The organism is Acinetobacter lwoffii (assembly GCF_024129735.1).
GTDB lineage: Bacteria > Pseudomonadota > Gammaproteobacteria > Pseudomonadales > Moraxellaceae > Acinetobacter > Acinetobacter lwoffii_H.
Genome location: NZ_JAMXXK010000008.1, coordinates 23,298 through 44,795, shown reverse-complemented (window position 1 = coordinate 44,795; position 21,498 = coordinate 23,298). Strand labels below are relative to the sequence as shown.

Genomic DNA, 21,498 nt, shown 5'->3' with positions numbered 1-21,498 from the left:
AATCATGATGACTGCAAACACCTTCAACAGCATCCTTCCTTGGAGACTGGTTGTGTTCTTTAGCTTGACCGTATTGTTATTGATCCATCCTGTTTTTCGAAGATGGATGTTCGAATCGCGCGACTTGCCCAGCAAACGCAGTCGGATCTCATCCTCTATATCCGACCTGATTGAACTGATTTTTTATCCCATCTTCTGGTGAATCAAAATCATCATACGGATTCTGGATTAAATGCGTTTAATGCAGTGCTTATTTGATCTGTCTCAACATATTCTTCGCACCACTATGATTATAGTTGTTAGACAGATTCTGTAGCACACGCTTGGCCTGAGCTTTAGCATTCGGGAAACGGTTGGCATAGGCCGGAATACTATTCAGACAGCGCGCGACCAGCATCCCTGATTCAGTATAAACACGTGTTCCCTCAGTCCCCTGCAATTTGCCATAATTATAGGCGCGCTGGGCATTATTACAGGCATTATTCAGGTTTTTCCCACTATTAATATCACGGCGTGCTGCCACATAGAGCTTCATCTGCTGCTGTTGGGGTGTTTCTACCACTGAAGCTCTCACGGGGACTACCGTCGTCGCGATCTGTTTTTTATCTAGCTCTTTTCTTTCTAATTCCTTTCTCTCTAATTCTTTCCTTTCCTGCTCTTTACGCGCTGATTCTTTAAGTTCATTCGTGCTCTTCGTTACAGGCGTTTTTATCGATGCAGCGGTCTTTTTCTGGGTAGCAACAGTGTTCTTATTTGCAGCAAGGTAAAAGTTTCTTGCCTCAGTCGCACCCATCAACTTGGTCAGCAATCGAACGCTACGGTTCTGGCTGGTTTTATCGACCTGTCGTTCAGAAACCGGCTCGATCGAGACGATCCAGCTTTCAGCCAGGCCATCCATACGACACTGATAGGCGCCGCTGCCCTGTATCACACCTCGGTTTGTACTCAGGCGTTTACGTTGGGCAAGATCTGCCACGGCATTAAAATTACTTCTATACAATAGGGAAAATTTACCGCCTTGTTCATGACAATATTGCGTTAGTATCGAACGCGGATACATGGCCTGAGTCGTATTATTTTTCTGGGCTTGTCCCCAAAGATAAATATAATCTTTTGCACTACCATCACGTTGATTCAAAGCCCGTTTGGCAATTAGTTCTTCCGGACTGGCAAAAGGATGTAACACCTCTGATTTCAACCGGTTCACGCTATTACATCCAGCTAAAGCTGCTGCCCCTATTATTAGAATTATTACTTTTAGCTTCACAGCAAATATCTCAACCCCAAAATCCCGTATAACATAGCTTAAATAGCACAAAACAACAAACACAAGATATTGATAACTATAATATTTAAATGGTAAAAAGGCACATATCAGCCTCAACTTTGCTGATTATGCCAAGCTTCATGTGATAAAAATTGACACAAGTATCATTTTTAAATCAGTTCAAATAATAAACAATTCCATTCAGGACTCAAGAAAAAGATAGAAAAAACACATAAAAAACCGAAGAAAGCGGTGAGTCCTTCTCCGGCGGCTTATTCAGGGAACGCTACAGGCCTTTATTATAATGGGTAATAAATTTACCTTTTATCCGCTGTAACATTGCCTGAACAAGATCAGCATAAGAATAATTTCCTCAACGTACACTTGTTATTTTTATACGTCAAACCACCGGAAATTAAACGCCATCTTGGCTGGCCCTTAGGATTCTAGACAAGAAAAAAATATCTGAATACCCCAATATTGGGAGGTTCTGACACGATTTACCCAAGTCATCTGACCAACGGTCAGATCGATATTTTCCATTGGATTTTGTAAACTAACTCGCCATAAAAAAAGCCAAACCTAAAACTGTTTGGCTAATAAAGCAGGATAATAATATGAGAAAAAATTAATCAATATGTGATTCAAATGCTTTCAACCGTTTATAGATCGACATCAGTTCAATAATCGTCGGCCAAGACAAAATCAGGTACTGGAAAGATTCTCGCACTTTGCCAAACACATTTAGGATTTGCATCATTAAACCGAGGGTAATTGCCCCTGCTGCAATACTTGGAAACAGAATAAATAATCCGTAAATATTGTCCAACTGCAAGTACCAGATCCGAACCATGTTGAAATAAGCATAGTGAAAATACAACCGGAAATAATTCCAGCGTACTCGGCTAAACAGTTCTTGTAATGTCAGCGGATGTGCGCGATCAGCATAGTCTTCGCCATAGACCAGCTCTTTACGATAGGCTGCCTCAACTTTCTGGTTATTAAACTCCAGTCCGGGCAGCTTCATTCCCACGACCATCAAAATGACCGTACCCAATACCGCCCAACCAATCGAGGCCCACATTAAAGCATGCGGTATTTCCCCTACAATTGGTAAAACTTTCACATGACTAGAGAGCTGATATAAGATCGGCAGGAATGCCATCAGCAACATCAGCGCTTCAATCAAGGAAACACTTAACTGCTCCGTGGTTTTGGCAAAGCGCATGGTATCTTCCTGGATACGTTGTGATGCACCTTCAATATGACGTAACTGCTCCCAATGTGCGGTGTAATAATCATTCATCGCGGTACGCCAGCGGAAGACATAATGACTGACAAAAAACAGGTTAAATACCGCTAAAGTGACATAAACCATCGCAATATAAATAAAGGTTAATGCGCCTTGATACAGCAATGAAACATCCCCACCACCCTTAGTGAGCATTTGTTGAATCTGATCATAAAACGGGCTATACCATTCATTTAATACGACATTGACCTGTACCCCGAACCAGATATTAAACAGAATAAATGCCGAGCCCCAGACCGACCAGCGCTGCCATCGGTGTCCGGCTTTCCATTGCCAGAACAGCGCAAATATCGTAGTTGCAATGAAATACCAGAGATAGAACCAGATGAATTGAGCTGACCAGAAACGCCCGATACCGATTGTAAGCTTTTCATCAAAATAACCTTCAGGAAAACCCAGATAGGTTCCCCATCCTGATCCACCACTATGCCAAAGTACAAGATTAATGATAAACCACAAAATCAGGCTGCTAAAAAACCAGACGGGTTGCGGGAAAAATGACTTAAACATGCCGACCCAGTTCTCCTTATGTCTCTTGGTCATCCAAATGACGCATAGTTTATTCTTATTTTAGATTTTTACTGTTATAAAGCATTAATTTTCAATTTAGTGTAAAAAAGGATAGAAAGATATCGAGTCTCTAGAAAATTATTTTTATCATTCAGCTCTGCGTTATGATTTTCCTTATATTCTCGATTTTTATCATTTAGCCGAGCGATATCAAAAAACAGAAAAATCATAATATTTTTGACCTTTCGTTATTTTGATAGACTTTTTTATGCCTGTTATCTGTCGGGTTTATGTAAAAGAACTTCATGCTTCTGAGCACTGCGAGAATAGGATGAAAATCAGACATACTGCATGTCTTCTAGGTATCTTTAATCTAAATAGAGCACTACTCCCTATTTGAATAAGTCATTGATCAAGTTCTCAGTTTTTGAAGAAACAGTTAAATTTTCAAAAATCATGCTATGATTTAATTATCGAAAAGTAATCTTATTTTGGAAAAAACTATGGAAAGTTCAGTAATTGAATTACTTAAACCGGTGACTCTACAAAAAGAAAACTGCGACCCTATTATTTTTGAAGCCGGTACTGTTTTGAAAGTGGTCATGCAGACTCCAACCAGTCTTCTGGTCAGTAATGATGATGACTTTAACTTTACCATTCCTTTAAAAGACGAAAATGAAGTGTGGCGAGAAATCTGAGTATTTTTCTCTCATGCAAATAGACGGGTTGTATCTGAGTTTGGTTTTTTAACTTACTTATATGATACGGCCCTTAGCTTCTCTTTACTTTAATTGTTCTTTTATTATTTTTCAAAAAATTATTTCTTTCCTCTTCTCTCATCATTTACTGCTTCTAAATTGATTCATCCATTTGAGTAAAAAAATTTCTTTTAATTGAAACATCACTTAGTTTTTTGATCTATATGAGATCACTGATGATCTGTTTTTTCGTGTTTTGTATCTGCTCTTTCATTACAACCATAGCTTTACATATCTTCTCTCTGTTTAGCTCAACTTCATCTAACACCTACCTTTCGATTCAAAAAAAGAATATTCAAGTTATTCTCAGAGTTTAGTAATAGAACTGGCGTTCGTCTTTCTTCGATTTTTTATCCTCCGATAAAATTTGCCAATAAGAATTAAAAAATTAATCTGAGATACTAAATTAAGAGGCTGTTTAAATTGTATAGCTCTCCAATTGGTCCCAAGAAAATTTGATGATACGAAATTTCCCTCTAGACAATTTTAGTACTTTTCCTTTTAAGCCAGCTTAGCCGATTATAAAAATTATTAATTTTCATAAACTTAAGCTAAATATTTTAATTACATATGCCTAATTTATAATTTTTTTTAGATTTTTATATTTAAAAGGATCTCAAAATTAAATCTCCCTATATATTTAAAAAATAAAATATAAATTAATAATAAATACTATATTCTGAAAAATTAATTACAAAATACATATTCAAAAATAACGATTAAATAATAAATCTTATTATCTAAAATCCTGAAAAACAATCAATCCAAGAAAACCTTAAAATATAAAATCCTCATAATTTATTTTAAAATTTATTAACAATACTGGATTTCTACCAAAATATTTCTAAATTTTACAAAGTAACTGTACTTGTTAAAAGTGTTTCGTTTCTGCACTTAAAGCCAGTCTGTTAAATGAAATATGTTATAAATTTAATCAGATCAATGACCATTCAGGTAGTTTTAACTTTTAAATCAATTTAATTTCAGAGGCTTAGGTAGTATTTATGTCGACTCTCAAAGAAGATCAAGACCTAGAAGATTCACTTGCTACATCTTCTTATATATTACCTCAAGTGATTTTAAATCAGCTCAAACCTATTATTTATTCTCACAAAATTGTTTTATTTCTTGATATTGATGGAACCATTTCTGAATTCCACCCAGATCCAGCAAAAAGTATAATTAAGAGCGAAACCTTAAATACCTTAAAAGAGTTACAACAATATATTCAGCTAGTATTAGTGACCGGCCGCTCAATTGCACAAGCCAAAAATCTTATTTATCCATTTGAATGGAATATTGCCGGTTCTCACGGTCTGGAATTAAGCTATCAATCGCGTTTAAGCAAGTTAATTGAGTTAAATCCTGAACCGTTTGAATTATTAAAAAATTATATTACAGATCATAGTAATAATATTCCTCAGACTCGAATAGAAATTAAAGACTATTCAGTCGCCCTGCATTTTCGCGAATATCCCCATTTAGAGCATCAAGTGCATGCATTTGCCTTAGATTGTCTCGCTCATTTTCAGGATTTTGAACTTAAGGCTGGAAAGTTTGTATTTGAACTGGTGCCCAAAGGTGCAAATAAAGGTTCAGCCATCCAACAAATCATTCAGCAATATCACTTAAGTGATCATTATCCCATTTTTATCGGAGATGACCTGACCGACGAAGCCGGTTTTCAAGTCATCAACACATTCAAAGGCTGCTCTATCAAAGTCGGTACAGGCAATACCGTGGCACAACATCGCCTCGAAAACGTGACTCAAGTACAGGCTTTTCTAGCGGAATTTTTAGAAATACTGAAAGCACAACAACAATTATTATTGGAGAAATTACATGTCAAAACTCATAGTGTTATCAAATCGTGTAAATCTACCTAAGTCAGACAATACCCAGGCAGGTGGATTAGCGGTGGCATTGCAGGATGCTTTGCAGGATATAGGCGGTATCTGGGTTGGCTGGAATGGATCCCGAGTTGAACAGACGAAAGAGCAGAAGTTTCAAATCCTGAAGCATCAAAATGTTGAATATCACACGAGTCCATTGACTGAATCCCAATATCAAGGTTTCTATTGTGGTTTTGCCAACAATGCATTATGGCCGCTGATGCACGACCAGCATCAGCTTGTAGACTATCAGCCGCAGGATTTCAAAATCTATCAGGATGTCAATTTGCGTTTTGCCAAGCACCTGAAACAAGTGGCATCTCCACATGACATTATCTGGATCCATGATTATCATTTTTTAAGCGTGGCGCATTATTGCCGTAAACTGGGCATGCGTAACCGTATTGGATTTTTCCTGCATATTCCCTTTCCTGAACTCAGGCTCTGGCAGACTTTACCCGCCCATCGTGATCTGGCACATCATTTGGCCAACTACGATGTACTGGGTTTACAGACCTCTCGCGATCAGGAAAACTGTTTAAATTTCCTTGAACAGACCTTAAAAGTGCAGCATCGTCACAATGAAATCCTGAATTATCAATCTCGAAAGATTCATGTGAAATGCTATCCGATTGGTGTGCATCCCGTGCAACTACAGAATCAGGCCTCAGATACTCATCTGGAAAAGCTTCCCTTTGACCTGGAGACCGTGCAGCCTTATAAAACCATCATTTCAGTTGACCGGATTGATTATAGTAAAGGTTTATTGGAGAAAATCGGATCTTTACAGAGCTTGCTGGAAGATCAGCCGGAGTTTAAAAATCAATTCCAGCAATTACAAATTGCCTGCCCATGCCGGCTGGATGTAAAGACCTATAAGAACCTGTATACGCAATTTAAATCTGCCGTGCATGAACTTAATAGCCAGCATGGCACAGCGGACTGGTTACCTTTCGATTGTAGCTATGACACCTTAGGTCATGAGGCCTTGATGCAACTGTATCGGAAGGCAGATATTTGCTGGGTAAATTCGATCCGGGATGGTATGAATCTGGTCGCCAAGGAATATATTGCAGCACAAGACCCTTTAGATCCGGGTGTCTTAATTCTATCTAAATATGCCGGTGCTGCTGAACAAATGAAAGAAGCCTTACTGGTCGATCCTTATGAACATGACAGTATGGCCAAAGCCTTGAAGAAAGCGCTACGCATGTCTAAATCAGAACGTTTAGAGCGCTATCGTTATTTAAGCCAAGGCTTGAAAAATTTCGATATTATTCGCTGGCGTGATCAGTTTATCACTGACCTGAAAAACTCACAAAGCCTGCGGATCTATCGTCCGGTGGCTGCAGGAGCTCCAAACCAGTTCAGTGTGCATGCCTAACTTTTTAAGTAAAAAAAACACCAGCATTAAGCTGGTGTTTCGTTTTGAAGAGGAGCCACAATCTCTTCGCTTTGTTGTACTTCGCTTGGGTCTGCAGTGAGATGATTTAAAATCACAATACTCAATAGACCAATCGCAATGACGCTAAATACTAGACTCAATCCGATGATTTCACTGCCGAAGCCGACCAATGCTGGCCCAATCAACGAACCTGTATAAGCAAATACCGATACATAAGACAATGCCACATGTGAAGCCAAAGTTTTTTGGCGTCCTGCACGGGAAAACATTAACGGTACAATATTGGCGCTACCTAAACCTAAAATCGCATAGCCGACCAACACCACTTGCCAGACTGGGGCAAATACTACGGTTAATAAACCGGTTGCAGCCAAGAGTGCGCTTAACAGAATCGTATTTTTTTCACCAAACTGCTGAATAATCAAGTGACCGCTAAAACGTCCCAATACCATCAAACCAGCAAAGAAACTATAAGCCAAACCGGTTTGCGCCGCAGGCAGGCTGAACTCAGTAGCAAGATAAATACCACTCCAGTCCATAGCTGCACCTTCTGACAGAAAAGCCACAAAACAGATCAGACCAATGCCTAAAATCGCCCAGGTCGGTGCTGCTTTTTTCACTGGCTGTTCTGATGATGTGTCTTCTACCGCTGTTTTTGGCTCAGCACCCAAACTTAAAGGAACAGCAAATAAGGCAATAAGCAGCAAAATCACACTGACAATCACCGCACCAGTTAAAGGCGCCAAGCCAAAACCCATTAACATGGTCATGCCCAGTACGCCTGCCAGACCACCTAAACTACACACCCCATGAAAACCCGACATTAAACTTTTACCGAGTTTTTTCTCAATCTGTGCAGCCTGAATATTGACAGTCACGCCCAAAGCACCGGCACTGGCACCAAAGAAAAACAGGCTGATTGCCATCATTAAATGATTCGGACTATAAGCCAGAGCAGGCAAAATAAATAAAAATGCACTGAGAATTACGGCCAAAACAGCACGGCAACCCAAGGCATTGGCCAGTCGACCGGCCAGCGGCATCGCCAGCATTGAACCGATTCCGGCACACAGCAATAACAGGCCAAAATCAGCATGATTTAATAACAGGCGCTGCTGTGCATATGGAATTAAGGGTGCCCAAGCCGCAGTACTAAAGCCCAAGCTAAAGAAGCATAACGCAGTCGCTATTTTCTGCCATAGATATGGTGATGGAGACTGAATTCGAGAAAGCAGTGTTTGATTGAACATTGTATTACCAAAAAAGAAGGCTCAGGCATCCATTACCGTTCATCCATAGAAAAACCCCACAGACTTATAGCTAGAATGTATAAGTTTGCGGGGCTGAATTTGCGTGAATTATAAACAGAATAAATTTAAATGGAATAGTTTTTAGACACGAATTTTAAGATTTTTTACAAGTATCTGATTGTATAAAATTTATAGTTTTATGCTTTTATTTGCACAGGCTGATCGGTTTTTTCGCGGCCTGCTTAAGCTCAAGTTTTTGCAGAAAATGGGCAAAACCTGCAGCAATTTTTGAGCTAAGACGACTGCTGGTAGTGACTCTCAGCTGATTCGACCAGACAATCTGCGCGTCAGCTTTTTCTAAACGACGGATGAAATCGACATCTTCATGACAGTCCAGTTGCTGAAACCCATTGACCTGTATATAAGCCGAAGCTTTAAAACACAGGTTTGCGCCATGAACATGCCGATGTCCCATGCTGTCCTGATAATGTCGGAGATAAGCCTGACGGGTTTTCCGGCTTAAATGATCCCATTGATCCAGCTCGACTACACCACAAATCGCATCGGTGGGTTGATGCTGTAACATGACCTGAAACCAGTCGCACTGTACAAAAGAATCCGCATCGGTGCAGCAAATCCAATCACAACCTTGCTCGATCATCTGCTGAATCCCCAAATGGCGTGCCTTACCGACATTTCGGAAGTTGCAACTGATAGCTGGAATGTTCATTTGCTGAACTTTAGCAGCGGTACTATCAGTACAATGGTCCAAGACCACGAGAATCTGGATTTCAGGAAGATTTTTTATTGTTTTAAAGTATTGAAAAAAATAAGTTTGTGCTGATTTTAACGCTAATAGGCAGCGTTCAATATAGGCTTCTTCATTACAGGCCGGAATCACCACACCGATTTTCTTCATCTCAAACCCTCCTGCTCTGCCACAGATTGCGCTGAATTCAGCCAGAGATCTACCAAAAAATCGGAGTCCTGCAAGCTTAAACAATGTTCATAGTTTAAATGCGCTTTGAGATACTGATGGACATCTTCACCATTTAGGCTAAATCCCGAGATTGGCGCGCGCCAATGACAACTCAAGATACATCCGCCCGGTTCCAGTGCAGTATGCAGCCATGTCAGCACCTGTTGCAGAGCAATCGGGTTCAAATAATATAAAATCTCACTGACGACAATGAGCTGAAATTTCTGTTCGGGCAAATCATCTGGCACGATCCGCTGTAACACCTGTACATGCGGATAAGCTTGTAAACGCTGCTGCGCCAAATGGATCGCAGTATTATTGGCATCCAGACACATTAAGCTATTTGTCCGCCGCGCCAGTTCCTGACTAAAGATGCCATTACTGCAACCAATCTCAATCGCGGAGTCAAACTGCAAGTGCGGCAAGATCGCCAGACAAATCTGCCGTTTGCGCTGTTCATACCAACGCTGTTCATATTGCCAGGGATCTCCCTGATTCAGTGCATATAAGGCATCGAAATATTCCTGATCATAGGCTGCTTTACTGTTCATACAGATACACCTCCCAGGGCTGTAAAATACGTTGTAATGCCTGCTCTGACAGAATCGGTGATTGATCTATCGTCGGATCAAGCTCGATCTGGCTCTTAAAACACCGCGCAGCTCGAGACTTATATTGTAATTCTTCCTCAGTTAATTTGAGTTGATGAGCGACGGTCCAGGGAATTCTGGTATCTCCAGGTGTTGCCCAATGCCATGCCCAAATCAAGACCTGAATACAGGGCAAATGAAGTTCAGTGGCCAGCTGCTGTGTGACCTGCCCCGTGATTTCATGATCTGGATGTCCATCATGAACAAATGTGCTAATTAACACATCATTCGGTTGCAGATAAGATTGCAGATGCTGTTGCAACACATCCCGCTGTTCGGCCACCTTGCCATCTTGAATATCTAAAGCGATCCGCAAGATATTCTGTTTTAAAGGTAACGCTTCTAAAGCTGCTCGCGTTTCAGCAGGACGAATCTGGTTCAACTCTTCGGGAGTATATAGACTAGAGCCGGGATGACTGGCTGTCCCATTGGTAACGGCAAAAAGTATGATCTGATAGCCAAGTTTGTCCAGACGCTGAATCAGGCCTCCACAGCCCAAAATTTCATCATCAGGATGAGGGGCAATGATGCAGACTCTGGCATCTAGAGGAATAATCTTAGGAATATCAAATTCCGGCATCTGTTGCAGGATCTGACAGGAACGCCATTCTTCAAGTCTTGTGCCTTCACCATGGATGACACGATCCCCTACAATCTCATGTCTTATAACGTCCATAATTGTTCCTCCTGTGCAGTCAGCTCGCCAATCCGCTCCAAGTCAAATGCAGCATGACTTTGACGAATAAATACCGGAAGATCTGCTGCAAGCCGAGCGAAATGCGGATGCTCACAATACGGCCCAGCACCAAGTGCCTTACCTACATGAGTTAGTACATTTAAGGCAGTCGCTTCCACCTGAGCACGTAGGCTACGAATCTTTAACTCATGTGCGTGTTGCGGTTGCTGATCAATCAATGCAGCAACTTGATAAAATAAGGACTGTGTCGCTAAAAGCTCCCGACTAATTTCACCGAGATACATGGCCTTATAGGCATGCGGTTTTAACAATACTGCCTGTCTTAAATATTCAGCCAAACGCACGGTTGCGCCATACCAGCACGCGGCCACACCTGCGGCGCCATGCCAGAATCCGGGCCGATCCAGATAGGCATTTGGAGCTGCGACTTTTTCCGCCTTAACCTGATCCAGTTCAAGCCGGGCAGTCAAGGTATGCTGCATGCCCACTGCCTGCCAGGCATCCTGATGATGCTGAATGCCTTCTTGTGACAAATCTAGAATCAGTAATTGGGATTGTTGCTGCTCATCACGGTAAGTCAGCAGACCGTGTTGCACCCAGACCGATGCAGAACACCAGGGCTTAATTCCGCTTAGCTTTCCTGCTTGCAATGTTAAAGGTTTGGGACCGCCTTCTGCCGCCCATACTGCCCATAAGCCTTTTTGTTCTACCGGAATATTCAGTTCATGCAGAATAGCTAAAGCATCTAAATGCGATTCATACAGTTTGCCCAGGCTCAGATTGCTTGCCGAAACCTGACTAAGCATCTGCCAGCGTTTTAAGGTCGCTCCGGAAGCGGGATAAGGCACCTGAGCGGAAATCTCTACCAGCTCCATTAAAGTGTGGTGAATTTTTTCTTGTAGCTCCAGAGGAGAAGTTTCAAATCTTTGTAATATTGAACCGAGGTTCATGCATGCGGTTCCTCATAAAATACGGATAATGTTGTTGTGTTTGTAAAGTCAGTTAATGAGAAAGCTTGCGCATTTGTTTTAAACGTGTGGTCAGCCCTAATACCTTACGGCGTGCATTAATCTCTTCTTCATTGAAACAAAGTTGCTGCATCAGTTCAGCTAAAGGCAAATGATTATGTTCAATCAGATAAATATCCTGCTCTCTGCTCCATTTGGCTTGCTGTGCTTGCGCTAACAACTTTTTGACGTCCGGTCTCACCATCTCTTCATCCATTTTAAAACCATGAGGATAGAAGCCGGAGCCTCTATCCTCTAAAACATAAATTGGATCGTTTAGGCAGGAATTGCTTCCGCAATCGCTTCACGCGCCCAGACACGATGGTTCAGGATCAAAGTCTTGAAGCTATCTTGTACTGCTTCAAACTGTCCGTTTGCCAGAGTTCCTTCATCGCTAACCAAGCGCAGATCCTCAATCAGCTTGCCTTTATCGCCCAGGAACACGATTGGTTTTAAATGCTTGTAAGCTTCCAGCAGATAATGAGTCGCCACACCATCTTTCATCACCACATCGTAATTGTCACCGTCAGCAATCACCACAGCATCATAGGCAATGGATGGTTCTGCTTTTTGCATACCATCGGAAGGAATCACCTCGCCTTGCTGACCCAGTACCGGGCCCGGTTTTGGGGTCAGTACATCGACCACAGCCCCTTCTGATTCTGCCCAAGCTTGAACAGCTTTGATACTGGCCTCATTGGCCTTGTCGTGCACCAATAGCGCAATTTTGCGTGCCTTAATATCTTCAGGTTTAAATGCCTCAAAAGATAAACGTGGTGAAACCTGCACATCTGGCAATGTTGCTGCCTTTTTCTCTGCCGGAATTTCAATACCCAATTGGTCAGCAACCTGCTGTGCCAAGTCCAGATCGATATTGCAGAGCACTTCAAGTACTTCACGTTCACGAATATATTTGCGCTCCACCTTGCTCAGCTCGAAGACATAGGCATCGACAATGTGCTTTTGCTCATGTGGTGCCTGGCTGCGGTAGAAAAGACGGGCCTGACTAAAGTGATCACTGAATGATTCGCTACGCTGACGGATCTTGTGTCCATCAATACGCTCCTGATAGCTTTCAAAACCACCACCTTGTGCTGCGGGCGGAGTTTCAGCCGGCCAGTTATTGTCAATCGAGTTCGGCTCATAACTGGCTTGACCGGTATGCACAATACGCTGATGTAGACCGTCACGCTGGTTATTGTGGAATGGACAAACTGGCTTGTTGATTGGAATCTGGTGGAAGTTCGGGCCACCTAAACGGCTGAGCTGAGTATCGGTATAGGAGAACAGACGTGCCTGCAATAACGGATCATTGGTAAAATCCAGTCCCGGTACGATATGTCCCGGACAGAATGCCACCTGCTCGGTTTCACCGAAGAAATAATCGACATTACGGTTCAGTACCATTCTGCCAATCGGTGTCACTGGCACCAGTTCTTCCGGAATAATTTTGGTTGGATCCAGCAAGTCGAAGTCGTACTTCATCTCATCTTCTTCTGGAACGACCTGTACACCCAGTTCCCATTCCGGATAGTTACCGGATGCAATCACTTCATATAAGTCACGACGATGGAAATCCGGATCCTTACCTGCCAGTTTTTGTGCTTCATCCCAGACCAGTTGGGCTAGACCCTGTTTTGGGGTCCAGTGGAATTTCACAAAAACCGCTTTATTCTCGGCATTGATAAAACGGAAAGTATGCACACCAAAGCCTTGAATGGCTCTTAAATTACGCGGAATACCCCGATCCGACATGGCCCACATCACCGCATGTGCAGATTCAGGGACTAAGGAAACAAAGTCCCAGAAAGTATCATGTGCAGATGCACCGGTAGGAATCTCGGTCTGAGGTTCAGGCTTGACTGCATGTACGAAATCCGGGAACTTGATCCCATCCTGAATAAAGAATACCGGCGCATCATTCGCTACCAGATCGAAGTTACCTTCATCAGTATAAAACTTGGTCGCAAAACCGCGAATATCACGTACCGTATCTGCTGAACCACGCGGGCCCTGTACGGTAGAAAAGCGCACAAATACTGGCGTTTGCACACTGGTGTTAGTCAAGAAGCCTGCCTTGGTCAGTTTTTCATTCCCCGGATAAGCCTCAAAATAGCCATGTGCGCCGACACCACGGGCATGCACAATACGTTCTGGAATTCGCTCATGGTCAAAATGGGTAATTTTTTCCCGAAGAATAAAATCTTCGATCAAGGTCGCCCCGCGAACGCCTGCCTTGAGACTGTTCTGGTTATCGGAAATTTTAACCCCTTGATTGGTGGTGAGTGCCTGCTCGGTCGCATCACTGCGATATGCGTCGAGCTGCTCACTTTTTTTATTGGTATTTTGTTTGTCTAAACCGTCTTTACCAGTCGCGGGGCTATTGGCCTTAATTTTCATGATGTATTCCTTGCTGAGCTTGAGTTTAGTTCAGATATTTTTGGTCTATCTCAAAGTCGCTTGAGCTTATATGTCGCATGGCTTAACCAACCAACGTCTCCCGTAAGTCAATCTGCTACAGCCGATCCTGTATCAGCCTCACATTTCTTCTGAATATGCTGACTCGAAGCATTTTTGCTTTTCTGGGATTATTGTTATTGGTTTCGCCTGTGTCCTAACATAACTGCATTTAAGAAAGAGATTTATTATTGTTTGTAGTGCCTTGTTTAATTAAGGCAGCATTGTGTTATTTTTTATAAATTTTGGGTTTATTGATGATTTAAATTTTTATCTAAGTTATTTATTTAAAATAAAATATTAAAGAGATATGTCTAAATAAAGATTTAGTGTAGTGATATGTGATCTTGCTCATAAATAAACGTTATGACGCAACACGATGTTTCGATCTTGAAATGATTAGGACTTTTTAGAAGTAGAATTTACCATAAGAAATTAACGTGCTACCGCTGAAGATGGCCAAAATTTGACAGATTTAAATAGTTACAATCCCGCGCCCTGCTTATACATAATGACTAAACTTCCTGCCCTCATATTGATCTAATATCTATAACTTATAACCACTTAAATCCATCAGCCTGTTCAGATCAAATACAAAGTCATAGAGATCATTTCATCTCTTGGCTCGGGCTTCGACTACATCCGACTTTATTTTAATACACCGTATCGCGTTAAGTTTGAAGGAGTAAGAGCATGGCCTCTTCTAAAAAAGAATCTAAAGCAATGAAAATTGATATCGGGATTTCGCATGATGATCGCGCCAAAATTGTCGAAGGTTTATCCAGACTTTTAGCAGACAGTTATACCCTGTATTTGATGACCCATAATTTTCACTGGAATGTCACCGGCCCCCAGTTCAACAGCCTGCACAACATGTTTATGACCCAATACACCGAGCAGTGGAATGCGCTGGACATCATTGCTGAACGTATTCGGGCTTTGGGCTTTGCAGCACCCGGTACTTATAAACAGTTTGTAAAACTCACCTCCATTAAAGAGGTCGAAGGTGTGCCTAAAGCCGAAGAAATGATACGTTTACTGGTAGATGCACATGAAACTGTGGCACGTACCGCCAGAAGTATTTTTTCGATCATTGAAGAAGCCAATGATCAGCCGACTGCTGACATTCTCACGCAAAGACTGGAAGTACACGAAAAAACTGCCTGGATGTTGAGAAGTAATCTGGAACAATAAAACCTGATGGATGAAATTTGAGATCAGGCTCATGCAAGGATGAAGCGCAAACTTGTGGTAGTGCCACTAAGTTCGGTTTCATCCTGATGCTTTCAATAGGTATGATTTACCGGCGCTCAATGATTAGATCAAGCTAAAAGACAGAATCATTAGCATTCAACCGTCAAAATTTAAGGATGTAGGCAATCGCGTACATCCTTTTTTCATGCCGCGTTTATTTAAATCTCAGGCATGGAAATAATTTAAGGGCAGTTTTAAATAAGAAATTCCATTTTCTTCCGCTTCAGGAAATTGACCGGCACGCATATTGATCTGAATCGCCGGTAAAATCAGTTTGGGCATGCCCAATTTGGCATCCCGCTGCTGGCGCATTTCAACAAAATCAGCTTTGGCCGTGCCAGTGTGAATATGGACATTATGCTGCTTCTGGGTCTGAATATCAGTTTCACAGACAAAGTAGTCGCGATGTTCCGGTAAATAGTCATGACATAAAAATACCCGGGTGGCGTCTGGCAACTGATACAGCTTTTGAACCGAATCAAATAAAGTCGCGGCACTGCCTTTAGGAAAATCACAGCGCGCTGTGCCGTAATCCGGCATGAACAATGTATCGCCGACAAAGACCGCATCCCCAATCACATAGCTGAGACAGGCCGGTGTGTGGCCCGGTGTCGGAATGTTATAGGCCTGCAATGAACCAATGCTGAATGCTTCATGATCAGCAAACAGATAATCAAATGGCTGAGCAAGATTAAACTGCTTGATGTCCAGATGATAGATCGCGCCAAAGGTCTCTTGAACCACAGAGATATGATGGCTCATGGCCATTTTGCCGCCCAACTGTGAATGCAGATATTGCGCTGCGGTCAAATGATCAGCATGCACATGAGTTTCAAGAATCCACTCAACTTCAAGTTCATGTTCTCGTACATAGGCGATGATGCGATCCGCATGCGTGGTCGAGGTGCTGGCTGAGGCAGCATCATAATCCAGTACGCTATCAATTACCGCACATTTTCCAGTGGCCGGATCACTCACGATATAACTAAATATATTGGTATCTTCATGAAAAAAATCCTGAACCACAGCGCTCTGACCCATGATGATGCTCCTGCCCATTGACGATGTAAGTAAATCCCTGCCAGCATGGCAAGAATAAAATAAACGGCCTGATAGTGACCTAAACCGATCAAGGTCAGACTGGATGCCGGACAAATACCGGCAATTCCCCAGCCGACACCAAATAAAAGACTGCCCGTCACCAGTCTAGAATCAATTTTCTGATTGGTCGGTAACTGGATCGGTTCATCAAATACAGTTTTCGTAGCCAGATTTCGACTGGCTTTTTGAAATGGAATAAAGGCAACCACTATCGCGCCCAACATCACAAAGGCCAGACTCGGATCCCAGTCGCCAAAAATATCCAGGAAATCCAGAACTTTTTCAGGATTGGCCATACCAGAAATCATCAAGCCTACCGAGTAACATTCAAATTTAACCCAGTCCGGAATGGTGACTGAACATGTCCATTCATTAGATCTCTTGCGAAAGTAAAAAATTGTTTATACTAGCCCCATGAAATATGAAAATTTAACTCGATTTAATGATGGGGAATTTAAACGACTCGTTGGAGTTCCTCGTCCATTATTCTTAAAAATGGTATCGGTGTTACAACACGCTGAACTTGCCAAGAAAAAATCTGGAAGACCTCATTCGTTGTGTTTAGAGGATCAATTGTTGTTAACTTTAAATTACTTACGCTGTTATAGAACTCAAATTGAGTTATCCGCTGACTATAACCTAGCTGAAAGCAATGTGAATCGTACTATTCATAAAGTTGAAAATGCTCTGATTCAATCACGGATTTTCGCATTGCCTAAAAGGAATCAAAAGTTTAGTGAGGGGGATTATGTGATCGTTGATGTCACTGAGTCACAGATTGAGCATCCCAAAAAAACAAAGAAAATTCTATAGTGGTAAAAAGAAGAAACATACGCTAAAAACACAGGTCATTTTTAACCCAAGACTAAAGCAAATTGTAAGTATACAGGTCGAAAGTGGCAGAAAACATGATCTGACGATTGCGCGTAAGTATTTTAAGGAGATGATCATTTATCCTTGTATTATGGCAGATTTAGCCTATAAAGGATTTCATCAGATTAAGAGTAAGTTACTCATTCCAATCAAGAAACCTAAGAATTTATCATTACCCAAAATAGCAAAACAGATCAACCAAGAAATCAGTCGGCGTAGGATCACAATTGAACATATCAACGGCAAACTTAAATATTTTCGGATATTAACAGAACGCTATAGAAATAGACGGAAACGATTTGGTCTAAGAATGAATTTAATTGCTGGAATGGTGAACTGGACGCTCTTAAATTAACTTTCGCAAGAGATCTATTCTTCAGCATTCATCTTTCAACTGATCCAGAATGAAATAATTAACAATATTCCGGTCAACACGGTGAATAAATTTAACAAAACAGGATGCTGGGTCTGATAGTCAGAAATAAATTCTGCCGGGGTCAAAGATCTGAGGCCAGCCCGATATTGCAGGATAGAACCGATATTGATCAACATACCGAATAGAATGACTGCAATTCCCAGCCAGTGACTATAAACAATTTTATTCTGATATTTTTCCGGATCGACCAGTTGCGCCAGTAAATTTGATTTTTCAATCACAAAGCCAAAAGCAATCAAGGTCAGCCCACTACGATTCCAGGCTAATGCAGTTCTTTCTAAGGCAAATAAAACTCTTGGATCCTGTAAGTTGGACATTCTGGTTCCTTATAGTTTGGATTAATCTTGATGCGAATTGCTCGAATCGCTTTCAATCCGGCCATCGACCAGATTGATGGTACGGTCACAAGTGGCAGACAAGCGCGGATCATGCGTGACCAAAAGTACGGCGCAGTCGCGTTCACGATGCACTTTACGAAACAGTTCAAACATATCAGCCGCGGTCTGGGTATCCAGATTACCTGTCGGTTCATCGGCCAATAATAATGCCGGCTCAGTAATCAAGGCCCGGGCAATGGCCACCCGCTGCTGCTGCCCTCCAGACAGTTCATTCGGTTTACGTTCAGCAAATTTTTCCAGCCCCACTGCAGCGAGTAAATCACGTGCGCGTTGCATTGCCTGCTGATTGGGTTTGCCATGCGCCATCATTAAAGGCATGAGAATATTATCCAGTGCACTAAAGGCCTGAATAAGATGGTGAAACTGAAATACAAACCCAATACTGTTGCCGCGCAGCGCCGTACGACCGGTGTCATCCATCGCACTGGTAGGTTGTCCCAACAAGTACAGCTCGCCGCTCGTTGGTTTATCTAGCAGTCCCAGAATATTCAATAAGGTACTTTTCCCAGAACCGGAAGGACCAATGAGGGCGGCAAAGTCGTTGCGATCAATGCGCAGGTCAATACCATGCAAGACCTCAACCTCATTGGGCTGGCCAATATTATAAGACTTGCGTAGCGCTTCCAGACGCAGAACTTCCTGAGATTGCTCAGACATGACGAATCGCCTCCACCGGATCGAGTGCCGCGGCCCGGCGTGATGGCACCGCTGCAGCCAGTACGCCTGTTAATGTCGCCAATAATAGCGCCAAAATCACCAGCTCAATCGAAATTGGAATATAGAATAATCCTGGCCCAAAATTATTAAATACCCACACCAGACCATAACTGACTATGCTGCCCAGCACCGAACCGAGCAAGCCAAAGATTGCGCCCTGAAACAGAAAAACTCTCAAGATTTGCGATTGGGTTGCACCTGTCGCCCGCAAAATACCAATTTCCCGGGTGCGCTGCACCACACTGACGGACATGACGCTGGCAATCCCGAAAGCCACTGAAATTGCGACAAATACAATAATCATATTGGTGGACAGGCTTTGTGCGGTAATGGCATTCATCAGTTGGGCATTGGTTTCAATCCAGCTTTCGGCTTTTAATGAGGTCAGGCGTCCGACTTGTGCGGCAACCTGGTCTGCCTCAAAAATATTGGCAATGGTCAGGTCAATCACCGTTACCCCGCCTGGCAGACCGAGTAAGGACTGCGCCTGCTTAAGATCCAGATAAACATAACGCGCATCCAGTTCGCGCACGCCCAGCTCAAAAATACCAGCAATATTCACCAAAGCACTATTTTGTTGGCCAGTATCTAGCCGCAACTTGCTACCGACCTGAACACCGAGGTCTTTGGCCAATTGACTGCCGATCAGTACCTCATCCGCGCCAACCCGCAACTGGCCACTGGTTAAATATTCTTTTAATGGAATGATCTGCTGATAACGCTCCAAATTCATTCCGACCAAGGCCACGGATTCAATCGCATCACCCCGTTGTACAAAGGCAGGGCCAGACACCACCGGCGAGACAGCAGTCAGTACAGGTAACTGATCCAGTGTTTCGGTAATCTGTTGCCAATTGTTGATTGAACGCAGGCGCTGCGCCCGTTTATCTTCCTGCAATAATTGCACGGTCCCGGCGGGAGGTGACACAATCCGGTTGACTTCATCCGGTGACAACAGACGAATATGTGCCTGTGTACCTAAGGTTCGTTCGACAATATTGGCTTGCAGCCCCTGAATCAAAGCGGTGATAAAGACGATCACCGCTACGCCCACGGCAACCCCGATGGTAATCATGATGGACTGCGCGCGACCCTCGCGCAAAAAACTGACCGCGATTTTCCATTCGATCCAGAGCCGCCCGAATAATTTTTTCAATCGAAGTTCACCGGTAATTCATTTTTGCTATTGGCCATATCAGCAGAATTCTGCAATGAACTCTGTTGTGGTTCTAAGCGAACTCTGGTGCCATCCTCCAATGAAGATTCGGCATCTGCCAGCACCTGATCACCCTCACTCAGTCCGGATTTCACTTCCGACATGACCAAGCCACGCAAGCCTAAAGTAATCTGCTGACGCTGTACTTTTCCATCACGTACCATTAACACCACGGCTTTATCTCCCTTGATACTGCTTAAAGCATCATTTGGAATAGCCAGTGCCCGGGCTCGTTTGGCCGTCTCGACATTCACCGATACCGTCATGTCCTGACGCAGAAAATCTGGTACGGGATTGACAGTTAACCTGACTTCTACCGTACCTCGCTGTGGATCGATACTTGGCGCAATAAAGTTAATCCGGGCCGGGAAAGACTGATCCGGATAGGCATCGCTAATCACAGTGGCATTTTGCTGCAAGGCCAGTTGCGGTAAATTCCGCTCATCTAGCGGTACCCGGATTTCTGTATTCCCTGTTAACGCAATGGTAAATAAAGTTTGTCCCGGCTGAACCAGATCACCCGGCTCGACATCGCGTGTCAATACTGTGCCGGCGACTGCAGCCCGAATCTTGGTTTTGGCCAGTTGAGCCTGTGCCACTGCAAGCTGTTCCCGAAGCGACGCTTCTTCGACTTGACCCGCGGCCAATGCGGATGCTTTTACCCGAGCTATCTCATAATTATTGCGCGCGACTCTTTCTGCTTCCACAGCCTGTTCGACTTCTTCCCTCGACAGGATACCGGCTTCTGCATTACGTCGACGTGTAGCTTCTCGGCTGGCTTGCTCCAGCTGGGCTTTGGCACTGGCCAGTTCTGCTGCAGCCTGTGGCCGTCGGCTGCTTGCCAATTCGGTCAATGCCAGCTCGGCCTGTCTGACTTGGGCCAGCAATTCATCCGATTTCAATACCACCAGCAGATCACCCAGTTTAACCTGATCGCCTTCCTGCACCAGACGTTGCAGAACCACACCACTAATTTCACTGCCTACCTGGGCACGTGAAACTGTCGCAACACGTCCGGTCGCAACAACATTTTGTACCAGCGGCATGGCACTCAGCGTATAACTAGGCACCACTGGCCCCTGCCACCAACGAAATAGAGCAAACCCTACTGCCAGTAGCAATACGATAATGAGCAAAATTTTATAGCGGGCAGCGCGCAATGAGAATCTCCGGTTGATTCGTCTAATTTAAAATAAGAAAGTCAACACTGTATTTGTTTTTTTCCTAAGGTTTAATTTACAACAAGTTTCTAATTGGAATTATAGGTATTTTGTTGAGTTTGAAAAGAATGTTGAATTCCTGTCCGCTTTTTTTTAGCT

At 43.0% G+C, this 21,498-nt stretch carries 19 protein-coding genes and 1 pseudogene; 5 read left to right on the top strand and 15 right to left on the bottom strand.

Going from position 1 to position 21,498, the window contains the following annotated elements:
- Positions 1–250: 250 nt before the first annotated feature.
- Together NI469_RS03870 and sbmA are read right to left on the bottom strand one after the other, a co-directional pair.
- A complete protein-coding gene (locus tag NI469_RS03870; RefSeq protein WP_005262443.1) occupies positions 251–1,207 on the bottom strand; it encodes a hypothetical protein in 957 nt (318 codons plus the stop codon).
- A gap of 688 nt (positions 1,208–1,895) precedes the next feature.
- Positions 1,896–3,089 (bottom strand): peptide antibiotic transporter SbmA, encoded by a 1,194-nt coding sequence (sbmA, locus tag NI469_RS03865; RefSeq protein WP_005262445.1) that lies wholly within the window; start codon positions 3,087–3,089, stop codon positions 1,896–1,898.
- Between the two features lie 503 nt (positions 3,090–3,592).
- Here sbmA and NI469_RS03860 point away from each other — a divergent pair.
- The 3 genes from NI469_RS03860 (at position 3,593) to NI469_RS03850 (ending at position 7,123) form a co-directional block, all read left to right on the top strand.
- Positions 3,593–3,787, top strand: a complete 195-nt coding sequence (locus tag NI469_RS03860; RefSeq protein ID WP_004730396.1) for a hypothetical protein — start codon at positions 3,593–3,595, stop codon at positions 3,785–3,787.
- Positions 3,788–4,851: 1,064 nt separating this feature from the next.
- Positions 4,852–5,733, top strand: a complete 882-nt coding sequence (otsB, locus tag NI469_RS03855) for a trehalose-phosphatase (RefSeq protein WP_253174459.1) — start codon at positions 4,852–4,854, stop codon at positions 5,731–5,733.
- Positions 5,690–7,123: a trehalose-6-phosphate synthase gene (locus tag NI469_RS03850; protein WP_253174458.1), complete on the top strand. Its 1,434-nt coding sequence runs from the start codon at positions 5,690–5,692 to the stop codon at positions 7,121–7,123. The genes otsB and NI469_RS03850 overlap by 44 nt, the downstream gene beginning before the upstream one ends.
- Before the next feature lie 26 nt (positions 7,124–7,149).
- Here NI469_RS03850 and NI469_RS03845 read toward each other — a convergent pair whose 3' ends face one another.
- The 7 genes from NI469_RS03845 to katE form a co-directional block, all read right to left on the bottom strand.
- The gene (locus NI469_RS03845; protein WP_253174457.1) at positions 7,150–8,394 is read right to left on the bottom strand and encodes an MFS transporter; all 1,245 of its coding nucleotides are present in this window, start codon (positions 8,392–8,394) and stop codon (positions 7,150–7,152) included.
- A gap of 205 nt (positions 8,395–8,599) precedes the next feature.
- Complete coding sequence (locus tag NI469_RS03840) at positions 8,600–9,313, bottom strand: glycosyltransferase family 2 protein (protein WP_253174456.1); 714 nt, start codon at positions 9,311–9,313, stop codon at positions 8,600–8,602.
- Positions 9,310–9,924, bottom strand: coding sequence for a class I SAM-dependent DNA methyltransferase (locus NI469_RS03835; RefSeq protein WP_004730404.1), 615 nt, complete (start codon positions 9,922–9,924; stop codon positions 9,310–9,312). The genes NI469_RS03840 and NI469_RS03835 overlap by 4 nt, the downstream gene beginning before the upstream one ends.
- Positions 9,914–10,699 (bottom strand): PIG-L deacetylase family protein, encoded by a 786-nt coding sequence (locus NI469_RS03830; protein ID WP_004730407.1) that lies wholly within the window; start codon positions 10,697–10,699, stop codon positions 9,914–9,916. The genes NI469_RS03835 and NI469_RS03830 overlap by 11 nt, the downstream gene beginning before the upstream one ends.
- A complete protein-coding gene (locus NI469_RS03825; RefSeq protein WP_004279337.1) occupies positions 10,687–11,670 on the bottom strand; it encodes a hypothetical protein in 984 nt (327 codons plus the stop codon). Before NI469_RS03825 ends, NI469_RS03830 begins: the two co-directional genes overlap by 13 nt.
- 52 nt (positions 11,671–11,722) lie before the next feature.
- Positions 11,723–11,932: a hypothetical protein gene (locus NI469_RS03820; RefSeq protein ID WP_004730408.1), complete on the bottom strand. Its 210-nt coding sequence runs from the start codon at positions 11,930–11,932 to the stop codon at positions 11,723–11,725.
- A gap of 71 nt (positions 11,933–12,003) precedes the next feature.
- The gene (katE, locus tag NI469_RS03815; protein WP_253174455.1) at positions 12,004–14,127 is read right to left on the bottom strand and encodes a catalase HPII; all 2,124 of its coding nucleotides are present in this window, start codon (positions 14,125–14,127) and stop codon (positions 12,004–12,006) included.
- Between the two features lie 750 nt (positions 14,128–14,877).
- Here katE and NI469_RS03810 point away from each other — a divergent pair.
- A complete protein-coding gene (locus NI469_RS03810; RefSeq protein WP_253174454.1) occupies positions 14,878–15,378 on the top strand; it encodes a Dps family protein in 501 nt (166 codons plus the stop codon).
- Between the two features lie 225 nt (positions 15,379–15,603).
- Here NI469_RS03810 and NI469_RS03805 read toward each other — a convergent pair whose 3' ends face one another.
- Positions 15,604–16,479, bottom strand: a complete 876-nt coding sequence (locus NI469_RS03805; RefSeq protein ID WP_253174453.1) for an MBL fold metallo-hydrolase — start codon at positions 16,477–16,479, stop codon at positions 15,604–15,606.
- A gap of 5 nt (positions 16,480–16,484) precedes the next feature.
- Positions 16,485–16,889 (bottom strand): annotated as a pseudogene (locus tag NI469_RS03800) (DUF6691 family protein); the annotation flags it as partial.
- A gap of 64 nt (positions 16,890–16,953) precedes the next feature.
- Here NI469_RS03800 and NI469_RS03795 point away from each other — a divergent pair.
- Positions 16,954–17,767 (top strand): IS5 family transposase gene (locus NI469_RS03795; RefSeq protein ID WP_100222412.1). Its coding sequence is split into 2 segments (ribosomal slippage): positions 16,954–17,340 and positions 17,342–17,767, totalling 813 coding nucleotides; the frame shifts between segments, so codons are not numbered across the junction.
- 35 nt (positions 17,768–17,802) lie between these two features.
- Here NI469_RS03795 and NI469_RS03790 read toward each other — a convergent pair.
- Genes NI469_RS03790 through NI469_RS03775 form a run of 4 tightly spaced genes read right to left on the bottom strand, consistent with a single transcriptional unit; the run spans position 17,803 to position 21,339 of the window.
- Complete coding sequence (locus NI469_RS03790; RefSeq protein WP_253174452.1) at positions 17,803–18,165, bottom strand: YidH family protein; 363 nt, start codon at positions 18,163–18,165, stop codon at positions 17,803–17,805.
- 21 nt (positions 18,166–18,186) lie between these two features.
- Positions 18,187–18,903, bottom strand: coding sequence for an ABC transporter ATP-binding protein (locus tag NI469_RS03785; RefSeq protein WP_253174451.1), 717 nt, complete (start codon positions 18,901–18,903; stop codon positions 18,187–18,189).
- Positions 18,896–20,119 carry an ABC transporter permease gene (locus tag NI469_RS03780; protein ID WP_253174450.1) on the bottom strand — a complete coding sequence of 408 codons (1,224 nt, stop codon included), beginning with the start codon at positions 20,117–20,119 and terminating at the stop codon, positions 18,896–18,898. The genes NI469_RS03785 and NI469_RS03780 overlap by 8 nt, the downstream gene beginning before the upstream one ends.
- On the bottom strand, positions 20,116–21,339 hold the full coding sequence (locus NI469_RS03775) for an efflux RND transporter periplasmic adaptor subunit (protein WP_253174449.1): 1,224 nt from the start codon (positions 21,337–21,339) through the stop codon (positions 20,116–20,118). Before NI469_RS03775 ends, NI469_RS03780 begins: the two co-directional genes overlap by 4 nt.
- Positions 21,340–21,498 lie beyond the last annotated feature (159 nt).